Below are 22498 nucleotides of genomic sequence, written 5' to 3' on the forward strand. Positions count from 1 at the left end.
AACTCATGGACTACATCGTCAATCTCTTCCAATCGCTGACCGTCCAGGCGCTCGCGCCGACGACGGCCGCCTTCGCCATCGCGGCGATCGGCCTCAACGTGCACTTCGGCTTCGCGGGTCTGCTCAACATCGGCCAGGCGGCGTTCTTGTTGCTGGGCGCCTACGGCTTCGCCATCGCGGTCGAGCGGGGTCTGCCGATCTTCGCGGCCGTCCTGGTCGCCATGCTCTGCGCGCTCGTCTTCGCGTTCATCCTCGGTCTGCCTACGCTCAAACTGCGGGGCGACTATCTCGCGATAGTCACGATCTCGGCCGCCGAGATCATCCGCATGGTCGGCCGCTCGAGCATTCTCACCGATCTCACCGGCGGATCGAACGGCATCACGGGCAACTCCTACAACGGCGCCTTCACCGCTCTCTCGCCCCTGCCGAACGGCACCACCACCATCCTGTGGTTCACGTACGACAACAACGGCGTCAACGGCTGGTGGATCCGCATCGTCGGCTGGAGCCTCGTCGCTCTCTTCCTCCTGCTGATCTGGGCTCTCGCCCGCAGCCCGTGGGGTCGCCTGCTCAAGGGCATCCGCGAAGACGAAGATGCGGTGCGCAGCCTGGGCAAAAACGTCTACAGCTACAAACTGCAGGCGCTGGTGCTCGGCGGTGTGATCGGCGCGATCGCCGGAATCATCTACGTGCTGCCGTCGTCGGTGCAGCCGGACGGCCTCGGTCGTTCGACGACGTTCTTCATCTACACGGCGCTTCTGCTGGGTGGTGCGGCGACCGTCTTCGGCCCCGTTCTCGGCGCAATCCTGTTCTTCGTCATGCGTCTTCTCATCCAGACGCTGGCGCAGGATTTCATCCCCGACTCGATCATGGGAGCCCAGCAGACCGTGCAGTTCTCGTACGTTCTCGTCGGAATCGCACTTATGTGCCTGATCATCTTCAGACCACAGGGAATCCTGGGTAACAAGAGGGAGCTGTCGTTCAGTGTCTGAGACCACAACCAACCTGAAGCCCGGTTACGACTACGACCGCGTCGAACTTCGCAAGAAGCTCGCGACCGTCTCCGAACAACCAGGATCCGCCAAACCGAACCCGATCCTCACCGTCGACAATGTGATCCGCAAATTCGGGGGCATGACGGCCGTCGATGTGCAGCACGTCGAGGTGCAGCGCGGCGCCATCACCGCGCTGATCGGCCCGAACGGCGCCGGCAAGACCACGTTCTTCAACCTCCTCACCGGTTTCGACAAGCCGAACTCGGCTCCGTCGCTGACCAACCGGGGCGAGGGCACCGCCCGCTGGGTCTTCGACGGCAAGGCGATGGGTGCGGTCGGCGCCGCGAAGGTCGCCAAGAGCGGCATGGTCCGCACGTTCCAGCTGACCAAGGCGCTCTCGCGCCTGACGGTGATGCAGAACATGCTCCTCGGAGCGCGCGACCAGCCGGGCGAGAACTTCTTCGTCGCGATCGTCAAGCCGCTCTGGAAGAAGCGCGAGGCCGAGATCGAGGCGAAGGCCGAAGACCTGCTGCAGCGCTTCAAGCTCTACGAGAAGAAGGACGACTACGCGGGCAGCCTCTCGGGCGGCCAGCGCAAGCTCCTCGAGATGGCCCGGGCGCTCATGAGCGACCCCGAGATGATCATGCTCGACGAGCCCATGGCCGGCGTGAACCCCGCCCTGACGCAGTCGCTGCTCGGGCACATCCAGAGTCTCCGCGACGAGGGCACCACCGTCCTCTTCGTCGAGCACGACATGCACATGGTGCGGCACATCTCGGACTGGGTCATCGTCATGGCCGAGGGCAAGATCGTCGCCGAGGGGCCCGCCGACACGGTGATGGACAACCAGGCAGTGATCGACGCCTACCTCGGCGCCCACCACGACACCGACCTCGGTGACGACTCCCTCCTCACCGACGACTCACTCGAAGAGCTCGAGGCCGAGGTCAAAGAAGAGGACGCCGCCCGGGCCGAGATCGACCACGGCGCAGACGGCAAGGCATCGGAAGGCAAAGCATGAGCATCCTCGACACCAGCACCCACAAGGGCACGGAGAAGTTCGCCGGCCAGGAGCCGATCATGCGCGCCGAGCACCTCGTCGCCGGCTACCTCCCGGGCGTCAACATCCTGAACGACTGCAACCTCGTCTGCTATCCGGGCGAGCTCATCGGCATCATCGGGCCAAACGGCGCGGGAAAGTCGACGCTGCTCAAGGCACTGTTCGGCGGCGTCAAGATCCACTCCGGGTCGGTCACGCTCGCGGGCCGCGACATCACCAACCTGAAGGCCAACAAGCTGGTCCAGGCCGGTGTCGGGTTCGTTCCGCAGACGAACAACGTCTTCCCGTCGCTGACCATCGTCGAGAACCTCCAGATGGGCATGTTCCTCCGCCCGAAGAAGTTCGAGGAGCGCCTCGACGTCATCTTCGATCTCTTCCCCGTGCTCCGAGACCGCCGCGACCAGCGCGCCGGCTCGCTGTCGGGTGGCGAGCGTCAGAGTGTCGCCATGGCACGAGCCCTGATGATGGACCCGAAGGTGCTGCTGCTCGATGAGCCGAGCGCCGGGCTCTCTCCCGTGCGTCAAGACGAGACGTTCATCCGCACGCGTCGCATCAACAAGGCCGGCGTCTCGGTGATCATGGTCGAGCAGAACGCCCGCCGCTGCCTGCAGATCTGCGACCGCGGCTACGTGCTCGACCAGGGCCGCAACGCCTATTCGGGCACCGGTCGCGAGCTGGCCGACGACCCGAAGGTGATCGAGCTCTACCTCGGCACCCTGGCGAAAGACGTCGACGGCGAGTAACCCCGCCCGCGTGCCCCGAGTGGCGGCAACTGCGACTTCGGCTTCGGCCGGAGCGGCAGATGCCGCCACTCGGCATGTGGGGCGGCTCTAGGGCTGGCTGAGCGGCGGACCGCAGGATCCTGCGCTCTCGATCGTCGGCGCTGTCGTCGCGCATGCCGGCCAGCCACAGACTGCGGGCGGCCTCGGGCTGCATCGCCGCATCCTCGATGGATGACAGGACGGACCGCAGGATCCTGCCCCCGCCGCTCTGAAACCCGCACGACCGGCACGAAGGCTCGCCGATCGGCACGGACGCCGCGGCTAGGCATGCTGTTCGTGCCGGCTGTGCGGGTTTCCGCCCGCCATGCGGGTCTCAGCCGTCCGCGCAACGCAGCCCGCAGCACACGCCAAAGGGCCCGGCAGGATCGCTCCCGCCGGGCCCTCTGTGGAGGGGTGGTGAATTACTTCACGTCACCCTGGATGCTGCTCTGGTAGACCGGCTTGTTGTCTTTGTCGAACTTGTAGATGCCGATGAAGGCGCTCGACGGGTCGTTGTTCTCGTTGAACGGTCCGATACCCGAGGGGCCCGTGTACTGGATGTCCGTGCCCGCGTCGAGGAGCTTCTTGCACTCGGCGTAGGTGGTGCACTTCGTACCACCGTCGGCACCTGAGACAGCGGCCATCTTCGACTGGATCGTCGGAGCGTCGGTGCCCTTGCCGGCTTCGGCGGCGAGAGCGGTCAAGATGATCGCGTCGTACGACTCAGCGGCGTACGAGTAGTCGCTGAGCGCCTTGCCGTTGTTCGTCTTGTACCAGGTGTTGAGGCGCTTCTTCAGGCTGTCGTTCGGCTGCGCGCCGGGGATGGTGCCCTGGGCGCCCGAGAGGGTATTGGCCTTGAAGTCTTTCGAGTAGTCGGCCGTGTTGCCGTCCGACATGTAGACGGTCGACAGGTCGGCGCCCTGCGAGACGAGCTCGGGAACGATCGACTTGGTCTCGTCGAAGGCCAGGATGACGATCGCGTCGGGCTTGGCGGCGAGCGCCGCGGTCACCTCGGACGAGAAGGTCGTCTGACCGGGAGGGAACTCCTGGCTCTTGCCCTTGCCGCCGTAGACGACCGAGCCGCCGGCTGCCTCGATGGCGGCCTGGGTCGAGTCGCGAAGGCCGGTGCCGTACGAGTCGTTGAAGACGAGGAACGCGACCTTGGCGGCACCGTCGTTGACGATGAGCTGGCCGAGAGCCGAACCCTGGACCGAGTCCGGCGGTGCGGTGCGGTAGTAGTACGACGAGTAGCCCGAGAGAGTCGACGCCGTGTTGGCGGGCGAGATCTCGATGGTGCAGCTGCCGGTGATCTGGTCGACCACGTTCAGCGTGACGCTGGACGACTCGGCGCCGAGCACGACGGAGACCTTGGCGGCCTTGAGCTTGGCGGCAGCCGCGCTCGAGACGGTGAGGTCGGTCGAGTCGCCGGAGTCGGTGGCGGTCGAGATCTCGGCGGGCTTGCCTACGACGCCGCCGGCCTTGTTGATGTCTTCGAGAGCGAGCCCGGCGCCGGCGATGGCGGGCGGACCGAGGTACGCGAGCGAACCCGTGAGCGGCAGCATGGTGCCGATCTTCATCGCGTCAGTGCTCGGCGACGAGGGCGCCTTGCAGTTGGCGGCCGGATCGGCCTTCGTGGTCGACGACGCTGACGACGTGTTGGAAGGCGTTGCCCCTGTCGAGGAACAGCCCACGAGGAGCATGGAGGCTGCCCCCATGACGGCTAGTCCCTTGAGGGCGGTGATGGATCGGATCATCCGTGAACCCTTTCTTGACGGTGGTGATGCGGCCGCGCGATGGTGCGCGGCCCAACCGTGTGAATGGGTTAGAACCTATGTGCAGATTGTTTCGACCGTGTGTTGCGGGCGTCACCTTGCGGTTTCGTTAGCAATTCGTGATGAATCACCTGCGTGCTTCTGCGGTTCGTCGGCGGCCATATCGGCTGCGGGCTCGGGTCGACCGCGCCGGGACGCACGGACGGCATCGGTGCTGAGCACGACGAGGGCCACCCAGATGAGCGCGAATCCGATCCACCGAGCGGGCGTCATCGGTTCGTGCAGGAGGGCGACGCCGACGATCAGCTGGAGGATGGGCGCGATGTACTGCGTCAACCCCAGCGTGGAAAGGGGCAGCCGCCGTGCCGCGCTCGCGAAGAGCAGCAGCGGAACAGCCGTGATCACGCCCGTGCCGACCACCGCCACGGTCTGCAGGGTGCCTGACGAGCCGAACGCGAGGCCGCCGGTCTGCGAGGTGAAGCCGGTCGCGCTCACGACGACGAGGGCGACAGCCGCGGGCATTGCCAGTGCAAGCGTCTCGATGCTCAGGCCGCTGACCGCGTCGACCCGGCCTCCGACCCTCTTCTTGATCAGACCGTAGAAGCCGAACGAGAACGCCAGGATCAGCGAGATCCACGGGAATTGGCCGTAGCCGATGGCGATCACCAGGATCGCGACGAGCGAGATGCCGACGGCCACCCACTGGAGCACCCGCAGGCGTTCGCGCAGCAGCAGCACGCCCAGCAGCACCGTCACAACCGGATTGATGAAGTACCCGAGGGCTGCCTCGACGACGTGCCCGGAGAGCGTCGCGAAGATGAAGGTGGTCCAGTTGACGACGATGAACGCCCCAGCGAGCCCCAGTGTGCCCGCGATGCTGCGATCGCGCAGCAGGGCCACGAATCGGCCGAACGAGCGCGTGACGGCAAGGAGCACGCCGCAGAAGACGAGAGACCAGAGGATCCGCCACGCCACGATCTCGACGGCGCCTGCGGGCCGCAGAAGCAGGAAGTACACCGGCAGCACACCCCAGAGGCCGTAGGCGATGACCGCGTAGATCAGGCCGGAACGGGCGGTGCCGATGTCGTCTTTCACTGGGAAAGACTATCGACGACCTCCGTCATCGGAGGGGTTCCGGACTGCCACACCCCAGCACGGGAGCGCCAACGACGAAGGGCCCCGTCTCAACTGAGACGGGGCCCTTCGCAGGGGGCTTCGACCTAGTGGACGATGACCGCCAGCACGTCGCGGGCCGAGAGCACCAGCAGGTCTTCACCCGAGTACTTCACCTCGGTTCCGCCGTACTTCGAGTAGATGACCTTGTCGCCGACGGCGACGTCGAGGGGAACGCGGTTTCCGTTGTCGTCGATGCGACCCGGTCCGACAGCCACGACCTCGCCCTCCTGGGGCTTCTCCTTGGCGGTGTCGGGGATCACGAGGCCGGAAGCAGTGGTCTGCTCGGCGTCGACCTGACGAATGACGATGCGATCTTCGAGCGGCTTGATGTTGACCGACACGGTTGACCTCTTCTTTCTCACAAGCGGCGTGACTCTGGAAATCTCTGGTTGGCACTTCACGCGTGTGAGTGCCAGAACAAACTCTAGAGCGTGGCTGGCACTCGGTCAATCCGAGTGCCAGGTGCGACGATGAACTCATGGAATCCTCCGAGCTCCGCGAGCTCCTCACGCCCGAGGGGCTGCGGCTGCTCGATTCGCTGCCCCCCTTCGACCAGAAGGCTGACGTGGTGTCCCAGGTCGCACGCCTCCGAAAAGCCGGCCACTCCCCCGAGCTCGTCGCCGCGGTGCTCGGCCAGTCGCGGCTGCGCGCCAAGGGTCGTACCAAGTTCGGTGACTTCGCCGAGCGCATGCTCTTCACCGAGGCCGGGCTCGAGCAGGCCACACGCCTGGCGGTCGCCTCCACCCACGCGGGCCGCTTCCGCCGGGCGGGTGTTACCCGGGTGGCCGACCTCGGCTGCGGCATCGGCGGCGACGCCCTGGCGTTCGCGGCCCTCGAGCTGGGAGTGCTGGCCGTCGACCGCGACGAGGTGACCGCGGCCGTCGCGACCTACAACCTCGCCCCGTGGAGCGGCGCCGAGGTGCGGCTGGGTGACGCCGAACAGGTGGATCTGGCGGGGGTGGACGGCGTGTTCCTGGATCCTGCGCGCCGGACGGCCGGCCACGCCAACACGTCACGGATTCAGGATCCGAGTCAGTGGTCTCCGACACTCGATACCGCGTTCGCCTTCGCTTCGCGTTTTCCGACCGGAGTGAAGCTCGGCCCCGGCGTCGACCGCGATCTGCTTCCGACCGATGCCGAATGCCAGTGGATCTCGGTCGACCGCTCCGTGGTGGAGGTCGGCGTCTGGTTCGGCGCTCTGGCTCGCCCGGGCGTCGGCCGCGCGGCACTCGTCTTCGGCCCGGACGGGCCCTCCGAGATGACGGCCCCCGGAGACTCGGACGACGTCGACGTGGCCGAGCTCTCGGAGTACGTCTACGAACCCGACGGCGCCGTGATCCGGGCACGTCTGATCGGCGATCTGGCCCGGGCCCTCAACGCTCATACGATCAGCCGCGACATCGCCTACCTGTCGTCGGCGACCGCTCGGGCCACTCCGTTCGCGCAGTGCTTCCGTGTGATCGAGACGTTCCCGCTCGACGAGAAGCGCCTGCGCCAGGAGCTCAAGACGCGCGGCATCGGCCGGGTCGAGATCAAGAAGCGCGGGGTCGACGTCGACCCGGCGGCGTTCCGCAAGAAGCTGCAGCTGAAGGGCGCAAACGAGGCCACACTGATTTTGACGCGGGTGGCGGGCCGACACACGGCGCTGCTCTGCGAGCGCGTCGTCGCGGCGGATCTCGGCGCGGGCGCCTAGCTCAGACGCTGCGTGAGATGGCCTGATCTCCCGCCGATCGGCACCACAGCTGCAGATACGGCCATCTCGCGGCGCTGCCACTCGAGGCGCCTTCGCTCGCTGAGCGGCACTCAGGCCCGGACGACAACCCAGACGAGCAGGGCGACGCACGCCACTACGACAAGCGCCGCCACGGCCAGCGCACCGATCCAGACACTGAGGATGACGCGTGTCGCCGTGGCCGGCAGGGTGCCCGGCGCACCCGGACGCACCCTGGAGCGGAGGGCAAGGAGCAGCCCGAGCCTCCAGAGGGCCGGGATCACGTGTTCGGGTAGGAGGAGGGGTCGAAGTCGCCGTTCGAGTATCCAGCCGAGAAGGCGACGATCACGAGGATGATGATGCCGATCGCGACGACGACGCCTGCGATGCCGAGGATGAGGCCGGCTAGCGAGAGTCCCTTACCGCCCTGGTTGCGCGCCTTGATCTGCCCGCGCGCGATGATCGCCAGGATGATGGCGGCGATGCTCGGCAGCACGACCGGGAAGATCGTGAGCCCTGCGATGCCCGTGATCAGCGAGGCGATCGCAAGCCCGTTGGTGGTCGGACGGTCGTAACCGGGCTGGCCGTAGGGCTGGTACGGGTTCGGCTGCTGCTGGCCGTACGCCTGCTGGCCGTACTGCTGCTGGCCATACGCCTGCTGGCCGTACTGCTGCTGGCCGTAAGTCGGCTGCTGACCGTACGCCGGCGGCTGCGCGTTCTGCTGGCTGTAAGTCGGCTGCTGGCCATACGTCGGCTGCTGCCCGCTCGGCTGCTGCCCGTAGGTCGGGTTCGGCTCGTACCTCGGCGGCTGCTGCGAGTCTTCCCGCGCCTGATCGTCGGCGGAAGGACGGTCGTGTGAGTTGTTGTCGGTCATGGTGACTAGCTCCGGTCTGTGATCGCGGCCGTGGGTCGTTCATCCCCGACAGTACCCGCCGCCAGGCAGAGGGCGGAGGCCCCAGAAGGAGTCTCCGCCGCAGCCGACAGCTCCGGTCTGACTCGCCCCGGCCACACCTGGCCCGATCGTCAACAATTTGAGAGCGATCCGTTCGGCGCCTCCCACAAGCACGGAGAAAAATGGGGCGACGACCAGAAATCACTCTCAAATTGCCGAGACCACCCCGAGCGCCCAACCGCCCCACCCGCACGCACTCACGCAACGGGCGTCAGCTGGCCTGCGCGCTCGTCACCGGCAACGTCGAGTCGGCACCAAAGCCGAGGGGGCTGGGCGCCCGCCCGCGCGACGCCAGCTCAGCGCCGAGAGCCGCGATCATGGCGCCGTTGTCGGTGCAGAGGGCGAGCGGTGGGATCCTGAGTTCGATTCCCGCCGCAGCGCACCGCTCAGCCGCGACCTGGCGCACGCGCGCGTTGGCGACGACACCGCCGCCGAGCAGGAGGCGCGGCACGCCGAGTTCGGCGCATGCGGCGAGCGCCTTCGTCAGCAGCACGTCGACGACGGCCTCTCGAAAGCTGGCGGCGACGTCGGCGGTCGGCACGTCGGATCCTGCGTTCTGGAGCTTTTCGACGTGCCTGGCGACCGCCGTCTTGAGGCCCGAGAACGAGAAGTCGTAGCGGTGCTGAGCCAGGTCTTTCGGCAGGGTGAGCCCGCGCGGAAACCGGATCGCCTCCGGGTCGCCATCGGCCGCTACCCGATCGATCTGCGGCCCTCCGGGGTAGGGCAGCCCGAGCAGGCGCGCGACCTTGTCGAAGGCCTCGCCGGCAGCGTCGTCGATCGTCTCGCCGAGCAGTTCGACGTCGTCGAGCAGGTCGCGCACGTGCAGCAGCGACGTGTGTCCGCCGCTGACCAGCAGTGCGATGGTGGGGAGTTCGATCTCGCTGCCGTCGTCTCGCAGCACATCGGCGCCGACGTGTCCGACGAGGTGGTTGACGGCGTACAGGGGCTTGCCTGCGCCGAGGGCCAGCGCTTTCGCCGCTCCGACGCCGACCATGAGCGCTCCGGCGAGGCCCGGGCCGCTCGTCACCGCGATGGCGTCGAGGTCGTCGAGCGTGACGCCGGCTTCGGCGAGCGCGGCCTCGAGCGTCGGTTGCAGTGCTTCGAGGTGGGCCCTCGCAGCGATCTCGGGCACGACTCCGCCATAGCGCGCGTGCTCGTCCATCGACGACGCGATGACGTTGGCCAGCAGGGTGCGGCCGCGCACGATGCCGATTCCGGTCTCGTCGCAGCTCGTCTCGATGCCGAGCACGAGGGGGTCGGTGGCGCTCATTCGGCTCGCTCCAGGTCTTTCTTCATCACGAGGGCGTCGACGCCGTCGGGCATGTAATAGCGGGGGCGGACGGCGATCCCCTCGAAGCCGAGCGACTCGTAGAGGGCCTGCGCGCCGGGGTTGTCGACGCGCACCTCGAGGAACGTCTCGCGGGCGCCGCGCTCCACCGCCTCGGCGAGGAGACGGTTCATCAGGGCGCGGGCGATCCCCTGTCGCCGGGCCTCGGGAGCCACCGCGATGGTCTGCACGTCCGACTCCGGCGCCCCTCGCGGCGAGAGCAGCCCGGCGTAGCCGACCACGCTCTCGACCTGTTCGGCGATCAGATAGAAGCCCTGCGGATTAGCCAGCTCGGCAGCCATCAGCTCGGGGCTCCAGGCGTCGTTCACGAACAGCGCCGACTCGAGCGCCATGATCGCGTCGAGGTCGTCGGCCACGGCACGCCGGTAGACCGGTTCGGCGTTCGTCACGAGACCCTCTTGGGCGCGCCCGGAACGGTGACGTCGGGCGAGCGGAGGTAGAGCGGCTCGTCGCGGGCAAACGGACGCCCGGCGGCGAACAGCACCTCGCCGAGCATGCCCAGGGCGGCGGCCGACACGGGAGTGGAGGTCGGGTCGGTTCGCGTCGCCTCGGCGACAAAGGCCGAACCGCAGGATCCGGCGACAGCCTCATCGAGCTCAGCGGGGCGGGCCAGCCCGGGCGCTGCCAGCCGCACCGGCAGCCCGGCGCCGTCGAGTCCGCTGAACGCGCTCCAGTACAGCTCGCGGCGTCTCGCGTCGGTGATCACGAGAAGGGGGGCGGCGGGATCGGGGGCTTCGCCGCTGATCGCCAGGGCCAGCCCGCCGAGCCGCTCGAACGCGATGGCGTCGTGGCTGATGAGCGGCAGGCAGGGCTTGCCCGCCCCGAACGCGAATGCTCGCGCGGCCGCGATGCCGACCCGCAGCCCGGTGAAGGGCCCCGGGCCCATGCCTGCGACGACGGCGCTGAGCTCGTCCGGAGCGACGCCGGCCGCATCGAGGCAGAACGCGATCGACTCGCCGATGACCTCGGCGTGGCGGCGCGTATCGAGCTCGGTCACCTCGGCGAGCACGCCGCCGTCGCGGTCGACCACCGCCACCGAGGTTCCTGACGACGTGTCGATGGCGAGAAGCATCTGTCAACTGTATTCGCCCACGATGCGGACAAGGCACCACGGATCCTGATGGTGCCGAGTCCGCATCATGGGCCCGCCCCGCCTCCCCGCACCCCGGTCTGATTCGCGGGTGGCGGCACCTCCTCAGAGACGTTTTGCGCCGCATCAAATTTGATCGCGCGCAAAACGCCTCCAGGGAGATGCCCGCGCCCGCGTCAACGCCCCCGCCCTGCGTTACCTCCGGCCACTCAGCCCAGCGACACCCCGTGCCAGCGGGGCCCGTGCGCTTCGACGACCACGTGACGCGGCTCGTCGGGCACCTCAGCGGCGTCGATCGCATCGGGGCCCGCAGAACCCGCGTCACCAACACCAGCACCGTCCCCAGCACCCACAGGCCGCGAGATCTTCACGTCCAGCCACGACGACGCCACGCCGTCGAGCAGCCCGGCACCCCACTCCACGACCACCACCGACGCGTCGTAGTCGATGTCGAGGTCGTCGAGCTCGGCCGCCGAACCCAGCCGATACGCGTCGACGTGCACGAGCGGCACTCCGCCCGGGGTGAGCGACGGGTGAGTCCGCGCGAGCACGAACGTCGGCGAGGCCACCTGACCCCGCACCCCGAGACCGCGGCCGAGACCACGCGTCATCGTCGTCTTCCCGGCTCCGAGCGGCCCGGTCAGCACGAGCAGGTCTCCGGCCCGAAGCAGCCCGGCCAGGTGCAGGCCGAAACCCTCCATGGCGGTTGCATCGGCCACAGGACCGTCGAACAGGATCACACGTACACCCGCGGCACCCGCGCCCCGATCGAACAGCACACCTCTTCGCCGATCGTCCCGATCAGGTCGGCCCACTCCCCCACCGTGAGTTCGTTCTGCGAGCCCGAGCCGAACAGCGTGACCTCGTCGCCGACCGACACCTCGTCGTCGCCCACATCGATCAAGAACTGGTCCATGGCGACCCGGCCCACGATCGGGTACCGCTTGCCGTTGAGCGCAATCGTGACCCCGTGCTGCGCCCGCCGCGAGATGCCGTCGGCGTACCCGACCGGCACGAGAGCGAGCGTCGTGTCTTTCGGAGCGACGAACGTGTAGTCGTACGACACGCCCGTCCCGGCGGCCACGCGCTTGACCCGCGCTACCCGAGCCTGCAGCGTCATCACCGGGGTGAGCCCGCGGTCGGAGGCCGAGACGCCATCCGTCACCGGGATCCCATACGTGTTCGACCCCATCCGCACCATGTCGAGCCGCAGTTCGGGGCGCTCCATCCCCGCGCTCGACGCCGTCAGATGCCTCAGTTTGAACCGCGCACCGAGCTCCTGAGCCCGCTCGATCGACTCGGTCAGCAGCATGGCCGAGTCAGTGTCTTCCTCATCGGAGGCCTCCGCCAGGTGCGAGTACACCCCTCGCAGTTCCAGGATCCCCCGGCCCACCAGTTCGACAGCGCGCGTCACGACGGCGTCCCAGTCGTTCTGCAGCACTCCGTCGCGGTGCAGGCCGGTGTCGACGTTCAAGTGCACCCGGGCGGGCTCGACCGAGCGCCCCTCGGTGGCGTCGGGCGCGGCCGCCTCGGCGATCGCCTCGACGGCCCGCGCCACCGCGTCGAGCTGCGCGACCGACGACAGCCCCAGGTCGATCTTCTCGGCGACGGCTCGCTCGAAGGTCTCCGACGCAGCGAACTGCCATGCGAAGACCGCGATCTCGGGGCCGATCCCCGAGGCACGCAACTCGTGCGCGTTCTCGAGACTTAAGGATCCGAGCCACGTCACCCCGGCAGCCACAGCCGCCGCCGCGACGTGTGTCGCGCCGTGTCCGTATCCGTCCGCCTTCACCACGGCCATCAGCTCGGCCGGCGCTACGAGCTCGCGCAGGCGCGCGACGTTGCTCCGGTAGGCGCCGAGGTCGATGGTCGCGCGTCGCAGCCACGGTGTCTCGGCGGGTGAGACCTCGCTCATCGGTAGCTCCTCGGCAGTCGCGGCGACAGTCGCGCCACGACCTCGTAGTTGATTGTTCCCGTCGATTCGGCCCAATCGAATGCGGTGGGGTGCCCGACCGTCGCGTCGCCGAACAGGATCGCCTCGTCGCCGAGGTGCACGGCCGCACCGGCGTCCGTCGACTCGGGCCCGATGTCGACCGTCATCGAGTTCATGGCGATGCGGCCCACGACGGGTCGCAGTTCGCCCCCGATCAGGGCGAACGCACGGTTGCCCGCGTGCCGCTCGATGCCGTCGGCGTAGCCGAGCGGTAGGAGCGCGAGTCGCGTGTCGCGCTCAGCGCGCCAGGTGTAGCCGTACGAGGTGCCCTCACCGGCCGCCACCTCTTTGATGCCGATCACCGGGGCCGACAGGGTCAGTGCCGAGCGGAGGCCGAGGTCGCCGGGTGAACGGTCGGCGAAGGGTGACAGACCGTATGACGCGAGGCCGATGCGCACCATCGTGATCCGCGACGCCCCGTACGACACAGAGGCCGCGGAGGCGGCGAGGTGCTGCAGCGGCGGCGTGATGCCTCGCTCGCCGAGCATGCCGGCGGCGGTGACGAACGACGCCATCTGGTGCCCGTCCGCCTGCGGCGAGGTGTTCGACAGGTGGCTCATGACGCCCTCGACCGTGATGCGGTCGCGGAGTTCAGCCGCCCGGTCGAAGAGCGCCGGCCATTCCGATTCCACAGCGCCGTTGCGACTCAGCCCGGTGTCGAGGCACAGGTGCACGCGGGGCACGCCAGCCGCGACGCAGGCTTCGAGCTGCGCGAGGTCGGAGATGCCCGGGGTGATGTCGTGCTGCACGGCGCGCTCGAACGTCTCGCCGGGGGCGTGCAGCCAGGCGAGTATCGGCAGTTTCACCCCGCCGGCACGAAGCGCTGTGGCCTCGTCGAGGTCGACCACGCCGAGCCAGTCGACGCCGGCGTCTTCGAAGGCGAGCGCGCACGCGACGGCGCCGTGCCCGTAGGCATTGGCCTTCACGACCGTCATCACCTTGGCCGGAGCGACCGCCGCACGGAGCACCTGGACGTTCTGGCGCAGAGCCGCTGTATCGATCGAGACGAGTGGGCCACGCATCAGCCGTCGGATCCTTGTCGTGTCGTTCGCTCGGCGACGACGAAGGCGGTCGCGATGCCGGCGTCGTGACTGAGCGAAAGGTGGATTTCGTCGGCTCCGCGGGAGGCGGCGAGCGCCGCAGCCCCGCCGCTGAGCTGGAGGGAGGGAGCCCGCTGGTCGTCGGCCCCCACGACCATGTCGTGCCAGAAGACTCCCGCCGAACCGCCGAGCGCCTTGATGAGCGCCTCCTTCGCCGCGAACCGGGCCGCGAGAGACTCGATCGCCCGCGGCTCGCCGTTTCGCACCAGTTCGGAGTCGCTGAAAAGTCGCCACCGCAGTTTCGGGGTCCGCTCGAGCGCACGCCCGAAGCGTGCGACGTCGACCACGTCGACCCCGATCCCGACGATGGCCACCGCTTACTCGACCGTGACGCTCTTGGCCAGGTTGCGGGGCTGGTCGACGTCGAGCCCCTTGGCGGCTGCGAGCTCCATTCCGAAGATGTGCAGGGGCACCACGGCGAGCAGCGACTCGAACAGCGGGGCCGCGAGCGGAATGTGCAGCACCTCGTCGGCGAAGGGCAGCACGGCGGCGTCGCCCTCTTCGGCGATGGCGATGACGCGAGCGCCGCGGGCCCGGATCTCTTGGATGTTCGAGACGACCTTGGGGTGCAGCGAGCGCGGGTCGCGGGGCGACGGGACGATCACGAAGACGATCTGGCCCGGCTCGATCAGAGCGATGGGGCCATGCTTCAGCTCACCTGCCGCGAAGCCCTCGGCGTGGATGTACGCCAGCTCTTTGAGCTTGAGGGCTCCCTCGAGAGCGATGGGGTAGCCGACATGACGGCCAAGGAACAGCACGGAGCGGGTATCGGCCATCCAGCCGGCCAGCGTCTTGATCCGCTCGCCGGTCTCGAGCACGCGCGAGATCTTCTCCGGGATCGCCTTGAGGTCGTCGACCTGCTCGGCGATCTCGGCGCTCGTCATCGTGCCGCGGATCGTCGCGAGGTGGAGGCCGAGCAGGAACAGCGCGGTGCCCTGGGCGACGAACGCCTTGGTCGACGCCACCGCGACCTCCGGGCCGGCGTGCGTGTAGATGACGGCGTCGCTCTCGCGCGGAATCGTCGCGCCCTGTGTGTTGCAGATCGACAGCACCTGGGCGCCCTGCTCGCGGGCGTACTTGACGGCCATCAGGGTGTCCATCGTCTCGCCGGACTGGCTGATCGACACGACGAGGGTGTGCGCGTCGAGCACGGGGTCGCGATAGCGGAACTCGTGCGCGAGCTCGACCTCGACGGGGAGGCGCGACCACTGCTCGATGGCGTACTTGCCGAGGATCCCGGCATACGCCGCCGTACCGCACGCGATGATGATGAGACGGTTCACGGTCAGCAGGCGGTCTTTGATCGCGTCGAGGTCGTCGAGGTGAACGGCCCCGTCGACCGCGCGGCCGAGCAGCGTGTTCGCCACGGCCTCGGGCTCTTCGCTGATCTCTTTCGCCATGAAGCTCGACCAGCCGCCCTTTTCGGCCGCCTTCGCGTCCCAGGTGATCTCGAACTCGCTCGCCTCGACGGGGTTGCCCTCGAAGTCGATGACGTTGACGGCCTCGGACGAGATCGTCACGATCTGGTCTTGCCCGATCGCCATGGCACGGTGAGTGAACTCGACGAACGCGGCCACGTCGGAGCCGAGGAAGTTCTCGCCGTCGCCGAGCCCGATCACGAGCGGCGAGTTGCGGCGGGCACCGACGACGACGCCGGGCTGGTCGGCGTGCACGACGAGGAGCGTGAACGCGCCCTCGAGCCGCTGCACGACCGCGCGGAGAGCTTCGGTGAGGTCGCCCGAACGGCGGTACTCCCGGGCGACGAGGTGCGCCGCGACCTCGGAGTCGGTCTCGCTCGCGAACTGGACACCCTCGAGCAGCAGCTCTTCTTTCAGCTCGGAGAAGTTCTCGATGATCCCGTTGTGGATCAGCGCGAGCCGGCCCCCGTCGGAGAGGTGCGGGTGCGCGTTCTCATCTGTCGGGCCGCCGTGGGTGGCCCAGCGCGTGTGCCCGATTCCGGTGGTGCCGTCTCGGAGCGGAGCCGCCTCGAGGTCGTCCACCAGCATCTGCAGCTTGCCGGCTTTCTTGCGCATGCCGAGCTCTCCGTCGGCGTCGACGATGGCGATTCCTGCCGAGTCGTAGCCGCGGTACTCAAGCCGCTTCAATCCGCCGAGAAGTACCTCGACGCTCTTGTCCGTTCCGACGTAACCCACGATGCCACACATGCGAGCCAGCCTATTCGACCTGTCCCGTGCACCTCGTCCGCCTCGCGATGGATAGCCTGTACCGCATGGCCGATGCGACCACCGCCGCTCCTCCCACCCATCCCACGCCGTTCGTCGAGATCGACCGTGCGGACTGGGCTGCGCTCGCGCCCGTGGCGAAGAATCCGCTGACAGAGACGGAGCTCGTGCAGCTCCGGGGGCTCGGCGACCGGCTCGATCTGCAGGAGGTCAGCGACGTCTACGTCCCGCTGAGCCGCCTGCTCAACCTCTACGCCGGTGGTGCGCGCAACCTGCACCGGGCCACCAGCGACTTCCTCGGGGAGCGCGCGCAGCGCACCCCCTTCGTCATCGGGGTCGCCGGCTCCGTCGCCGTCGGCAAGTCGACGGTCGCGCGTCTGCTCCGCGAACTCCTGTCGCGGTGGAGCGACACCCCCCGCGTCGAGCTGATCACCACCGACGGGTTCCTCTACCCCAACGCCGAGCTCGAGCGCCGCGGCATCATGGACCGCAAGGGCTTCCCCGAGTCGTACGACCGCCGCGCACTCCTGAAGTTCGTGACCAACGTCAAGAGCGGGGCCGAAGAGGTCCGGGCGCCGTTCTACTCGCACATCGAGTACGACATCGTGCCGGGGGCCGAGGTGGTCGTCCGACGCCCCGACATCCTCATCGTCGAGGGCCTCAACGTGCTCCAGCCGCCGATCGGCGGTCGCCTCGCGCTCTCCGACCTGTTCGACTTCACGGTCTACGTCGACGCTCGCACGCACGACATCGAGAACTGGTTCGTCGAGCGCTTCCGATCACTGCGAGAGGGCGCGTTCAGCCAAGAAGACTCGTTCTTCCACCGGTTCGCGGCCATCCCGGAGGCGGAGGCCCTCGAATTCGCACGCCAGGTCTGGCGGAGCGTCAACGAGCCGAACCTCAAGCAGAACGTTCAGCCGACGAGATCTCGCGCGACACTCGTGCTTCGCAAGGGCGCCGACCACAAGGTGTCGAGCGTGCTCCTCCGCAAGATCTGACGACAGAACCGAAGGATCCGGCGGCACGCCCTACGCGGCGGCAGTGGCCAGGCGCTCCCGCACGACCTCCGCGAGCGAGTGCGCGATCCGGTCGGCGTCGTCTTGGGATGCCGCCTCGACCATCACACGCACGAGCTGCTCGGTGCCGGACGGGCGCAGCAGCACTCGGCCGGAGTCGCCGAGTTCGCGCTCCGCGGCCAGGACGGCCTCGTCGATGACCTCGTCGCCGGTGAGGCGGGTCCGGTCGACGCCGCGCACGTTGATCAGAATCTGCGGGAACACGGTCATGACCGAGGCCAACTCGGCGAGTGTCTTGCCGGTGCGAGCCATCTCGGCCACGATCGAGAGCCCGGTCAGGATCCCGTCACCCGTCGTCGCGTGATCGGCGAACACGATATGCCCCGACTGCTCGCCGCCGAGGTTGTAGCCGTGCTCGTTCATCGCCTCGAGCACGTAGCGGTCGCCCACTCCGGTCTCGACCATCGCAATGCCGTTGGCGGCCATGGCGCGTTTCAAACCCAGGTTCGACATGACCGTCGCGACGAGCGTGTCGTGCACGAGGTCGCCGCGCTCTTTCATCGCAACGGCGAGGATCGCCATGATCTGGTCGCCGTCGACCACGTTGCCGTCGGCGTCGACCGCGAGGCAGCGATCGGCGTCGCCGTCGTGCGCGATGCCGACGTCGGCCCCGTGCTCGAGAACTGCGGCCGCCAGGTTATCGAGGTGGGTGGAGCCCACACCGTCGTTGATGTTCATGCCGTCGGGGTCTGCCCCGATCACGGTCACTTTGGCGCCCAGATCGTGGAAGACCTCGGGCGAGACGCCGGCTGCCGCTCCGTGGGCGCAGTCGAGCACGACGTGGATGCCGTCGAGTCGGTTCTTCACGGCTCCGAGCAGATGCACGACGTAGCGGTCTTCGGCGTCCGCGAAGCGGCGGATCCTGCCCACGTCGCCACCCACCGGCATCAGCCGCGGGGCGTCCATGGTCGCTTCGATCCGGTCTTCGACCTCGTCGGGCAGTTTGGTGCCTCCGAATGCGAAGAACTTGATGCCGTTGTCGGGTGCGGGATTGTGCGAGGCACTGATCATCACACCGAAATCGGCCCTCGCGTCGTCGACGAGAAACGCCGCGGCGGGGGTGGTGATCACTCCGGCGTCGAGCACGTCGACGCCAGAGGAAGCAAGGCCGGCGGCAACCGCAGCGGCCAAGAATTCACCCGAGACACGGGGGTCACGCGCGAGGACGGCCGTGGGACGGCGGCCCTCCGCGCGGCGGGCATCGGCGTGATGCCCGCGAGTGAGCACGACCGCGCTCGCCTGGGCAAGACCCAGGGCAAGCGCGGCCGTCAGCTCACGGTTGGCAAGGCCCCGAACTCCGTCGGTTCCGAAAAGTCGCGTCATCGCGAAGCCTCGCCAGGTGTTAGCGCTTGGAGAACTGAGGAGCCTTACGGGCCTTCTTGAGACCAGCCTTCTTGCGCTCCTTGACGCGAGCGTCGCGGCTGAGGAAGCCCGCCTTCTTCAGCTCGGCGCGGTTGTTCTCTTCGTCGATCTCGTTCAGCGTGCGGCTGATGCCGAGGCGGAGGGCGCCGGCCTGACCCGAGGGGCCACCACCGGAGATCTTCGCGACGACGTCGTACGAGCCGAGCAGATCGAGGACCTTGAACGGGTCGTTGATCAGCTGCTGGTGCAGCTTGTTGGGGAAGTACTCCTCGAGCGTGCGGCCATTGACGGTGATGACACCGGTGCCGGGCGTGAGGCGCACGCGGGCGATGGCCTGCTTGCGACGACCGACGGCGCCGCCGCCGACGGTGAGGACGGGGCGAGGGGCGGCCGCGGCAACCGGGGCTGCGCTCTCGGTCGTGAAGCTCTCGGGGGTGGATTCGATGGAATCGGCGATGCTTGCCACTGTAGGGATCCTTAAGTCTTCAGCGGTCGCTACTGGGCGACCTGGTCGAGGGTGTACACCGTGGGCTTCTGAGCGGCGTGAGGGTGCTCAGGGCCCGCGTACACCTTCAGCTTCGAGATCTGGGCACGGCCCAGCGAGTTCTTCGGCAGCATGCCGCGGATCGCCTTCTCGACGGCGCGAGTCGGGTGCTTCTCGAGCATCTCGGCGTAGGTCTGAGCGCGGAGGCCGCCCGGGTAACCCGAGTGGCGGTAGGCGAGCTTCGTCTGAAGCTTGGAGCCGGTCAGTGCGACCTTCTCGGCGTTGATGACGATGACGAAGTCGCCCATGTCCATGTGCGGAGCAAAGGTCGGCTTGTGCTTGCCGCGGAGAAGTGCGGCGACGTGGCTGGCGAGACGGCCGAGAACGATGTCGTTCGCGTCGATGATCAGCCACTCCGGCTGAACATCAGCCGGCTTGGGGGAGAAAGTGCGCGTCACAGTAGTGCTGCTTTCTGGTCGAGGTGAGAGGTTCGTGAATCCCGCTCCGTTGCCATTCACTCGCGATGCGAGACGAATGAGTCAGGTGGAGGGCTCAACTTCGGGTGAAGCGCGCAGTTGCGCAGACACCAAGGGGATACGTTACAGGATCCGACAACACCCGGCAAGCGGGCTGGTCGCGTCCGTCACATGGCCTCGCGCTTCGAGCGGGTGAGAGCCGCTCGCGAGGCGAACTCCGCTTCGTCGGGGTAGGCGACGTGCATCAGAGTGAGGCCGTTGGCTGCGGCGACCTTGAACTGGCCCTTGCGGGCGCGGGAGTCTCGGATCCTGACCACGTCGTCGACCTCGAGGCGGCCCTCGCCGACGGCGAGAGTCGCACCGACCAGCGACCGCACCATGCTGTGGCAGAAGGCGTCGGCTCGCACGCGGGCGACGAGGATCCCATCCGGGTCGCGTCGCCAGTGGAATGCCTCCAGTGTGCGGATGGTCGTCGCGCCATCGCGCTGCTGACAGTACGCCGCCCAGTCTTCCAAACCGAGGAGCGAGAGGGCTGCTGCGTTCATCCGGTCGATGTCGACCGTCGCGTCGAACCACAGTGTGTCGAGGCGGCGGATCGGATGCCGAGGGCCCGAGAGATCCGACACCCGGTACTCGTACTCGCGCCAGAGGGCCGAATAGCGCGCGTCGAAGGTGCGGGGCACGATCGTGGCGTCCGTGACGTGGAGGTCGCCCTCGGCACCCGCCAGACCGTTGATCCGACGGCCGAGTCGCATGGCGGGCGGATACGGGGGGTACTTCGTGCGGTTGCGGTGCGCCACCGACAGAAAGGCGAACTGCTCGGGTGTGAGATCGAGGTGCACGACCTGGCCGATGGCGTGGACGCCCGTGTCAGTGCGACCGGCCACGATCAGTCGAGGCGCCGGAAGATAGCGCTGCAGCGTGATCTCGAGAGCCCGGGTGAGCTCGCCCTCGACCGTGCGGAGGCCCGGCTGGGTGCTCCAGCCATTGAAGGCGGTCCCGTCGTAAGAGACGTCGAGGCGGATCCTTGTCATCTCGTCGCTCACGGTCGACGAGTCTACCGACCTGTTGCCCCGCCGAATTTGAAGGAGATTCTCGTCACACCGGGCCCGGATCGGCATGTTCTCGTCGCCGCCGGCGGGTTTTTCCTTCGAATTTGCAAGCGGGGCAGGGCTGGAGACGGCAGGGGCGCGAGACGGCAGAAGGCCCACCCTCCTGAGGAGGGTGGGCCTTCTGTGTGGCGCGAGTTGCTGGTTACTTCTTGGCCTCGTCGGCAGCGGCGTCGTCGGCCGGAGCCTCGTCGCTGAAGGCGGCCTCGGCGTCAGCCTCGGTCGTCTCGGCCGCGTTGTCGGCGTCGGGAGCCTCGGTCGTGGCCTCGATGATCGCCTCGTCAGAGGTGGTCAGCTCTTCAGCCGGCTCCTCCAGCAGGGCCTCGGTCGAGGCGGGAGCGGCAGCAGCAGCCTTCGACGACGACTTCTTGGTCTTCGGGGTCACGGGCTCGAGAACGAGCTCGATCTGCACCATCGACGCGTTGTCGCCCTTGCGGAAGCCGAGCTTCGTGATGCGGGTGTAGCCGCCCTCACGCAGCTCGACCAGCGGCGCGACCTCGGAGAACAGGACGTGCGTGGTCTCTTTGTTGCGGAGGATGCTCAGCACGCGACGACGCGAATGCAGGTCACCGCGCTTGGCGAAGGTGACGAGGCGCTCGGCGACGGGGCGGAGGCGCTTGGCCTTCGTCTCGGTCGTCTTGATGCTCTTGTACGTGAACAGCTGGCCGGCCATGTTGGCGAGGAGAAGACGCTCGTGAGCGGGTCCGCCTCCGAGGCGGGCACCCTTGGTGGGCTTTGGCATGGTGGATTCCTAAAGGTGTGTAAATGGATACGGCGAGAAGAGCCAGGAGACCTAGTTGGTCTCCTCCTCGTCGTAGCCGCTGTAGAAGTGAGCGCCGTCGAAACCGGGCACGGTGTCTTTCAGTGAAAGGCCGAGCTCGACGAGCTTGTCCTTCACCTCATCGACCGACTTCTGTCCGAAGTTACGGATGTTCATGAGCTGCGTCTCCGAGAGAGCGACCAGTTCGGAAACCGTGTTGATGCCCTCGCGCTTGAGGCAGTTGTAGCTGCGCACGGAGAGGTCGAGGTCTTCGATCGGCGTCTGGAGCTCCGACGAGAGGACGGCGTCGACCGGCGCGGGGCCGATCTCGATGCCCTCGGCCGCGTTGTTGAGTTCGCGAGCGAGTCCGAATAGCTCGGTCAGGGTGCGGCCGGCCGAAGCGATGGCGTCGCGCGGGCTGATCGCGGGCTTGGTCTCGACGTCGACGACGAGGCGGTCGAAGTCGGTGCGCTCACCGGCACGAGTCGCCTCGACGCGGTAGGTCACCTTGAGGACGGGCGAGTAGATCGAGTCGATCGGGATCTGACCGGCCTCGGAGAACTCCGAGCGGTTCTGCACGGCCGACACGTAGCCACGGCCACGCTCGATCGTGAGCTCGAGCTCGAACTTCGCCTTGTCGTTCAGCGTCGCGATGACCAGGTCGGGGTTGTGCACCTCGACACCGGCGGGAACCGAGATGTCGGCGGCGGTGACCTGACCGGCACCCTGCTTGCGCAGGTAAGCCGTGATCGGCTCGTCGTGCTCGCTCGCGACGACCAGGCTCTTGATGTTCAGGATGATCTCGGTGACGTCTTCTTTCACACCGGGAACAGTCGTGAACTCGTGAAGCACGCCGTCGATGCGGATGCTGGTGACAGCTGCTCCGGGGATCGACGAAAGGAGGGTGCGACGCATCGAGTTGCCGAGCGTGTAGCCGAAGCCAGGCTCGAGGGGCTCGATCACGAAGCGGGAGCGGAACTCCGAGATGTTCTCCTCGGTGAGAGTGGGGCGCTGTGCAATGAGCACTGTGGATTCCTTTCGGCGAAGAGTCCGCTATATGACTCTTGGCGGTACGACTGGTGGCTGTCAG

The 22498-nt window shown here is 67.7% G+C and carries 24 protein-coding genes; 5 read left to right on the top strand and 19 right to left on the bottom strand.

Annotated elements, in window-relative coordinates:
- Positions 1–5: 5 nt before the first annotated feature.
- Genes ITJ49_RS01610 through ITJ49_RS01620 form a run of 3 tightly spaced genes read left to right on the top strand, consistent with a single transcriptional unit; the run spans position 6 to position 2798 of the window.
- On the top strand, positions 6–992 hold the full coding sequence (locus ITJ49_RS01610) for a branched-chain amino acid ABC transporter permease (RefSeq protein ID WP_055965080.1): 987 nt from the start codon (positions 6–8) through the stop codon (positions 990–992).
- Positions 985–2016, top strand: coding sequence for an ABC transporter ATP-binding protein (locus tag ITJ49_RS01615; protein WP_370544326.1), 1032 nt, complete (start codon positions 985–987; stop codon positions 2014–2016). Before ITJ49_RS01610 ends, ITJ49_RS01615 begins: the two co-directional genes overlap by 8 nt.
- Before the next feature lie 59 nt (positions 2017–2075).
- Positions 2076–2798 (top strand): ABC transporter ATP-binding protein, encoded by a 723-nt coding sequence (locus ITJ49_RS01620; protein WP_370544351.1) that lies wholly within the window; start codon positions 2076–2078, stop codon positions 2796–2798.
- A gap of 440 nt (positions 2799–3238) precedes the next feature.
- Here the strand turns inward: ITJ49_RS01620 and ITJ49_RS01625 are convergent, their stop codons facing one another.
- From ITJ49_RS01625 to groES, 3 genes are all read right to left on the bottom strand, one after another.
- Positions 3239–4570: an ABC transporter substrate-binding protein gene (locus ITJ49_RS01625; RefSeq protein WP_194600654.1), complete on the bottom strand. Its 1332-nt coding sequence runs from the start codon at positions 4568–4570 to the stop codon at positions 3239–3241.
- Between the two features lie 111 nt (positions 4571–4681).
- Entirely contained in the window at positions 4682–5683 is a 1002-nt protein-coding gene (gene rarD, locus ITJ49_RS01630) for an EamA family transporter RarD (RefSeq protein WP_194600656.1), read from the bottom strand.
- Positions 5684–5808: 125 nt separating this feature from the next.
- A complete protein-coding gene (groES, locus tag ITJ49_RS01635) occupies positions 5809–6105 on the bottom strand; it encodes a co-chaperone GroES (protein ID WP_055965070.1) in 297 nt (98 codons plus the stop codon).
- A 137-nt stretch (positions 6106–6242) separates the two neighbouring features.
- Here groES and ITJ49_RS01640 point away from each other — a divergent pair, with 137 nt between their 5' ends.
- Positions 6243–7457, top strand: a complete 1215-nt coding sequence (locus ITJ49_RS01640) for a class I SAM-dependent methyltransferase (RefSeq protein ID WP_194600657.1) — start codon at positions 6243–6245, stop codon at positions 7455–7457.
- A 110-nt stretch (positions 7458–7567) separates the two neighbouring features.
- On the opposite strand, the gene ITJ49_RS01645 is transcribed toward ITJ49_RS01640, so the two are convergent.
- From ITJ49_RS01645 to glmS, 10 genes are all read right to left on the bottom strand, one after another.
- Positions 7568–7759, bottom strand: a complete 192-nt coding sequence (locus tag ITJ49_RS01645) for a hypothetical protein (RefSeq protein WP_194600659.1) — start codon at positions 7757–7759, stop codon at positions 7568–7570.
- Positions 7756–8349 carry a DUF4190 domain-containing protein gene (locus tag ITJ49_RS01650; protein WP_194600661.1) on the bottom strand — a complete coding sequence of 198 codons (594 nt, stop codon included), beginning with the start codon at positions 8347–8349 and terminating at the stop codon, positions 7756–7758. The genes ITJ49_RS01645 and ITJ49_RS01650 overlap by 4 nt, the downstream gene beginning before the upstream one ends.
- Positions 8350–8638: 289 nt before the next feature.
- Positions 8639–9697, bottom strand: coding sequence for a tRNA (adenosine(37)-N6)-threonylcarbamoyltransferase complex transferase subunit TsaD (tsaD, locus tag ITJ49_RS01655; protein ID WP_194600663.1), 1059 nt, complete (start codon positions 9695–9697; stop codon positions 8639–8641).
- A complete protein-coding gene (gene rimI / locus ITJ49_RS01660; protein WP_370544327.1) occupies positions 9694–10164 on the bottom strand; it encodes a ribosomal protein S18-alanine N-acetyltransferase in 471 nt (156 codons plus the stop codon). Before rimI ends, tsaD begins: the two co-directional genes overlap by 4 nt.
- On the bottom strand, positions 10161–10847 hold the full coding sequence (gene tsaB / locus ITJ49_RS01665) for a tRNA (adenosine(37)-N6)-threonylcarbamoyltransferase complex dimerization subunit type 1 TsaB (RefSeq protein WP_194600664.1): 687 nt from the start codon (positions 10845–10847) through the stop codon (positions 10161–10163). The genes rimI and tsaB overlap by 4 nt, the downstream gene beginning before the upstream one ends.
- A gap of 227 nt (positions 10848–11074) precedes the next feature.
- On the bottom strand, positions 11075–11566 hold the full coding sequence (gene tsaE, locus ITJ49_RS01670; RefSeq protein ID WP_194601371.1) for a tRNA (adenosine(37)-N6)-threonylcarbamoyltransferase complex ATPase subunit type 1 TsaE: 492 nt from the start codon (positions 11564–11566) through the stop codon (positions 11075–11077).
- Positions 11567–11601: 35 nt separating this feature from the next.
- Entirely contained in the window at positions 11602–12780 is a 1179-nt protein-coding gene (alr, locus tag ITJ49_RS01675) for an alanine racemase (RefSeq protein WP_194600666.1), read from the bottom strand.
- Positions 12777–13880 carry an alanine racemase gene (alr, locus tag ITJ49_RS01680; protein WP_194600668.1) on the bottom strand — a complete coding sequence of 368 codons (1104 nt, stop codon included), beginning with the start codon at positions 13878–13880 and terminating at the stop codon, positions 12777–12779. The genes alr (ITJ49_RS01675) and alr (ITJ49_RS01680) overlap by 4 nt, the downstream gene beginning before the upstream one ends.
- A complete protein-coding gene (locus ITJ49_RS01685; protein WP_370544328.1) occupies positions 13880–14272 on the bottom strand; it encodes a holo-ACP synthase in 393 nt (130 codons plus the stop codon). The genes alr (ITJ49_RS01680) and ITJ49_RS01685 overlap by 1 nt, the downstream gene beginning before the upstream one ends.
- A 3-nt stretch (positions 14273–14275) precedes the next feature.
- A complete protein-coding gene (glmS, locus tag ITJ49_RS01690) occupies positions 14276–16123 on the bottom strand; it encodes a glutamine--fructose-6-phosphate transaminase (isomerizing) (RefSeq protein WP_194600669.1) in 1848 nt (615 codons plus the stop codon).
- A 65-nt stretch (positions 16124–16188) separates the two neighbouring features.
- Between glmS and coaA the strand changes: the two genes are divergently transcribed.
- Entirely contained in the window at positions 16189–17139 is a 951-nt protein-coding gene (gene coaA / locus ITJ49_RS01695; RefSeq protein WP_055965469.1) for a type I pantothenate kinase, read from the top strand.
- Between the two features lie 30 nt (positions 17140–17169).
- Here coaA and glmM read toward each other — a convergent pair whose 3' ends face one another.
- The 6 genes from glmM to ITJ49_RS01725 all read right to left on the bottom strand — a co-directional run bounded on the left by glmM (position 17170) and on the right by ITJ49_RS01725 (position 22434).
- Complete coding sequence (glmM, locus tag ITJ49_RS01700) at positions 17170–18540, bottom strand: phosphoglucosamine mutase (RefSeq protein ID WP_194600671.1); 1371 nt, start codon at positions 18538–18540, stop codon at positions 17170–17172.
- Between the two features lie 19 nt (positions 18541–18559).
- Positions 18560–19045, bottom strand: a complete 486-nt coding sequence (gene rpsI / locus ITJ49_RS01705) for a 30S ribosomal protein S9 (RefSeq protein ID WP_055965039.1) — start codon at positions 19043–19045, stop codon at positions 18560–18562.
- Positions 19046–19074: 29 nt separating this feature from the next.
- The gene (gene rplM, locus ITJ49_RS01710; protein WP_055965036.1) at positions 19075–19521 is read right to left on the bottom strand and encodes a 50S ribosomal protein L13; all 447 of its coding nucleotides are present in this window, start codon (positions 19519–19521) and stop codon (positions 19075–19077) included.
- Positions 19522–19706: 185 nt separating this feature from the next.
- Positions 19707–20585, bottom strand: a complete 879-nt coding sequence (locus ITJ49_RS01715; RefSeq protein WP_370544329.1) for a tRNA pseudouridine(38-40) synthase TruA — start codon at positions 20583–20585, stop codon at positions 19707–19709.
- A 208-nt stretch (positions 20586–20793) separates the two neighbouring features.
- Positions 20794–21390: a 50S ribosomal protein L17 gene (gene rplQ, locus ITJ49_RS01720; RefSeq protein WP_055965034.1), complete on the bottom strand. Its 597-nt coding sequence runs from the start codon at positions 21388–21390 to the stop codon at positions 20794–20796.
- A gap of 51 nt (positions 21391–21441) precedes the next feature.
- Complete coding sequence (locus ITJ49_RS01725) at positions 21442–22434, bottom strand: DNA-directed RNA polymerase subunit alpha (protein ID WP_055965031.1); 993 nt, start codon at positions 22432–22434, stop codon at positions 21442–21444.
- Between the last annotated feature and the right edge of the window lie 64 nt (positions 22435–22498).

Origin of the sequence: Frondihabitans sp. VKM Ac-2883 (assembly GCF_015350875.1) — a bacterium.
Lineage (GTDB): Bacteria > Actinomycetota > Actinomycetes > Actinomycetales > Microbacteriaceae > Frondihabitans.

What these genes read in the sequence shown, in the direction of transcription:
- ITJ49_RS01610 (WP_055965080.1), top strand. Translation starts at nt 6, where the DNA reads ATGGACTACATCGTCAATCTCTTCCAATCGCTGACCGTCCAGGCGCTC.
- ITJ49_RS01620 (WP_370544351.1), top strand. Translation starts at nt 2,076, where the DNA reads ATGCGCGCCGAGCACCTCGTCGCCGGCTACCTCCCGGGCGTCAACATC.
- ITJ49_RS01625 (WP_194600654.1), bottom strand. Translation starts at nt 4,570, where the DNA reads ATGATCCGATCCATCACCGCCCTCAAGGGACTAGCCGTCATGGGGGCA.
- ITJ49_RS01640 (WP_194600657.1), top strand. Translation starts at nt 6,243, where the DNA reads ATGGAATCCTCCGAGCTCCGCGAGCTCCTCACGCCCGAGGGGCTGCGG.
- ITJ49_RS01650 (WP_194600661.1), bottom strand. Translation starts at nt 8,349, where the DNA reads ATGACCGACAACAACTCACACGACCGTCCTTCCGCCGACGATCAGGCG.
- tsaD (WP_194600663.1), bottom strand. Translation starts at nt 9,697, where the DNA reads ATGAGCGCCACCGACCCCCTCGTGCTCGGCATCGAGACGAGCTGCGAC.
- tsaB (WP_194600664.1), bottom strand. Translation starts at nt 10,847, where the DNA reads ATGCTTCTCGCCATCGACACGTCGTCAGGAACCTCGGTGGCGGTGGTC.
- tsaE (WP_194601371.1), bottom strand. Translation starts at nt 11,566, where the DNA reads ATGGAGGGTTTCGGCCTGCACCTGGCCGGGCTGCTTCGGGCCGGAGAC.
- alr (WP_194600666.1), bottom strand. Translation starts at nt 12,780, where the DNA reads ATGAGCGAGGTCTCACCCGCCGAGACACCGTGGCTGCGACGCGCGACC.
- alr (WP_194600668.1), bottom strand. Translation starts at nt 13,880, where the DNA reads ATGCGTGGCCCACTCGTCTCGATCGATACAGCGGCTCTGCGCCAGAAC.
- glmS (WP_194600669.1), bottom strand. Translation starts at nt 16,123, where the DNA reads ATGTGTGGCATCGTGGGTTACGTCGGAACGGACAAGAGCGTCGAGGTA.
- coaA (WP_055965469.1), top strand. Translation starts at nt 16,189, where the DNA reads ATGGCCGATGCGACCACCGCCGCTCCTCCCACCCATCCCACGCCGTTC.
- glmM (WP_194600671.1), bottom strand. Translation starts at nt 18,540, where the DNA reads ATGACGCGACTTTTCGGAACCGACGGAGTTCGGGGCCTTGCCAACCGT.
- rplQ (WP_055965034.1), bottom strand. Translation starts at nt 21,390, where the DNA reads ATGCCAAAGCCCACCAAGGGTGCCCGCCTCGGAGGCGGACCCGCTCAC.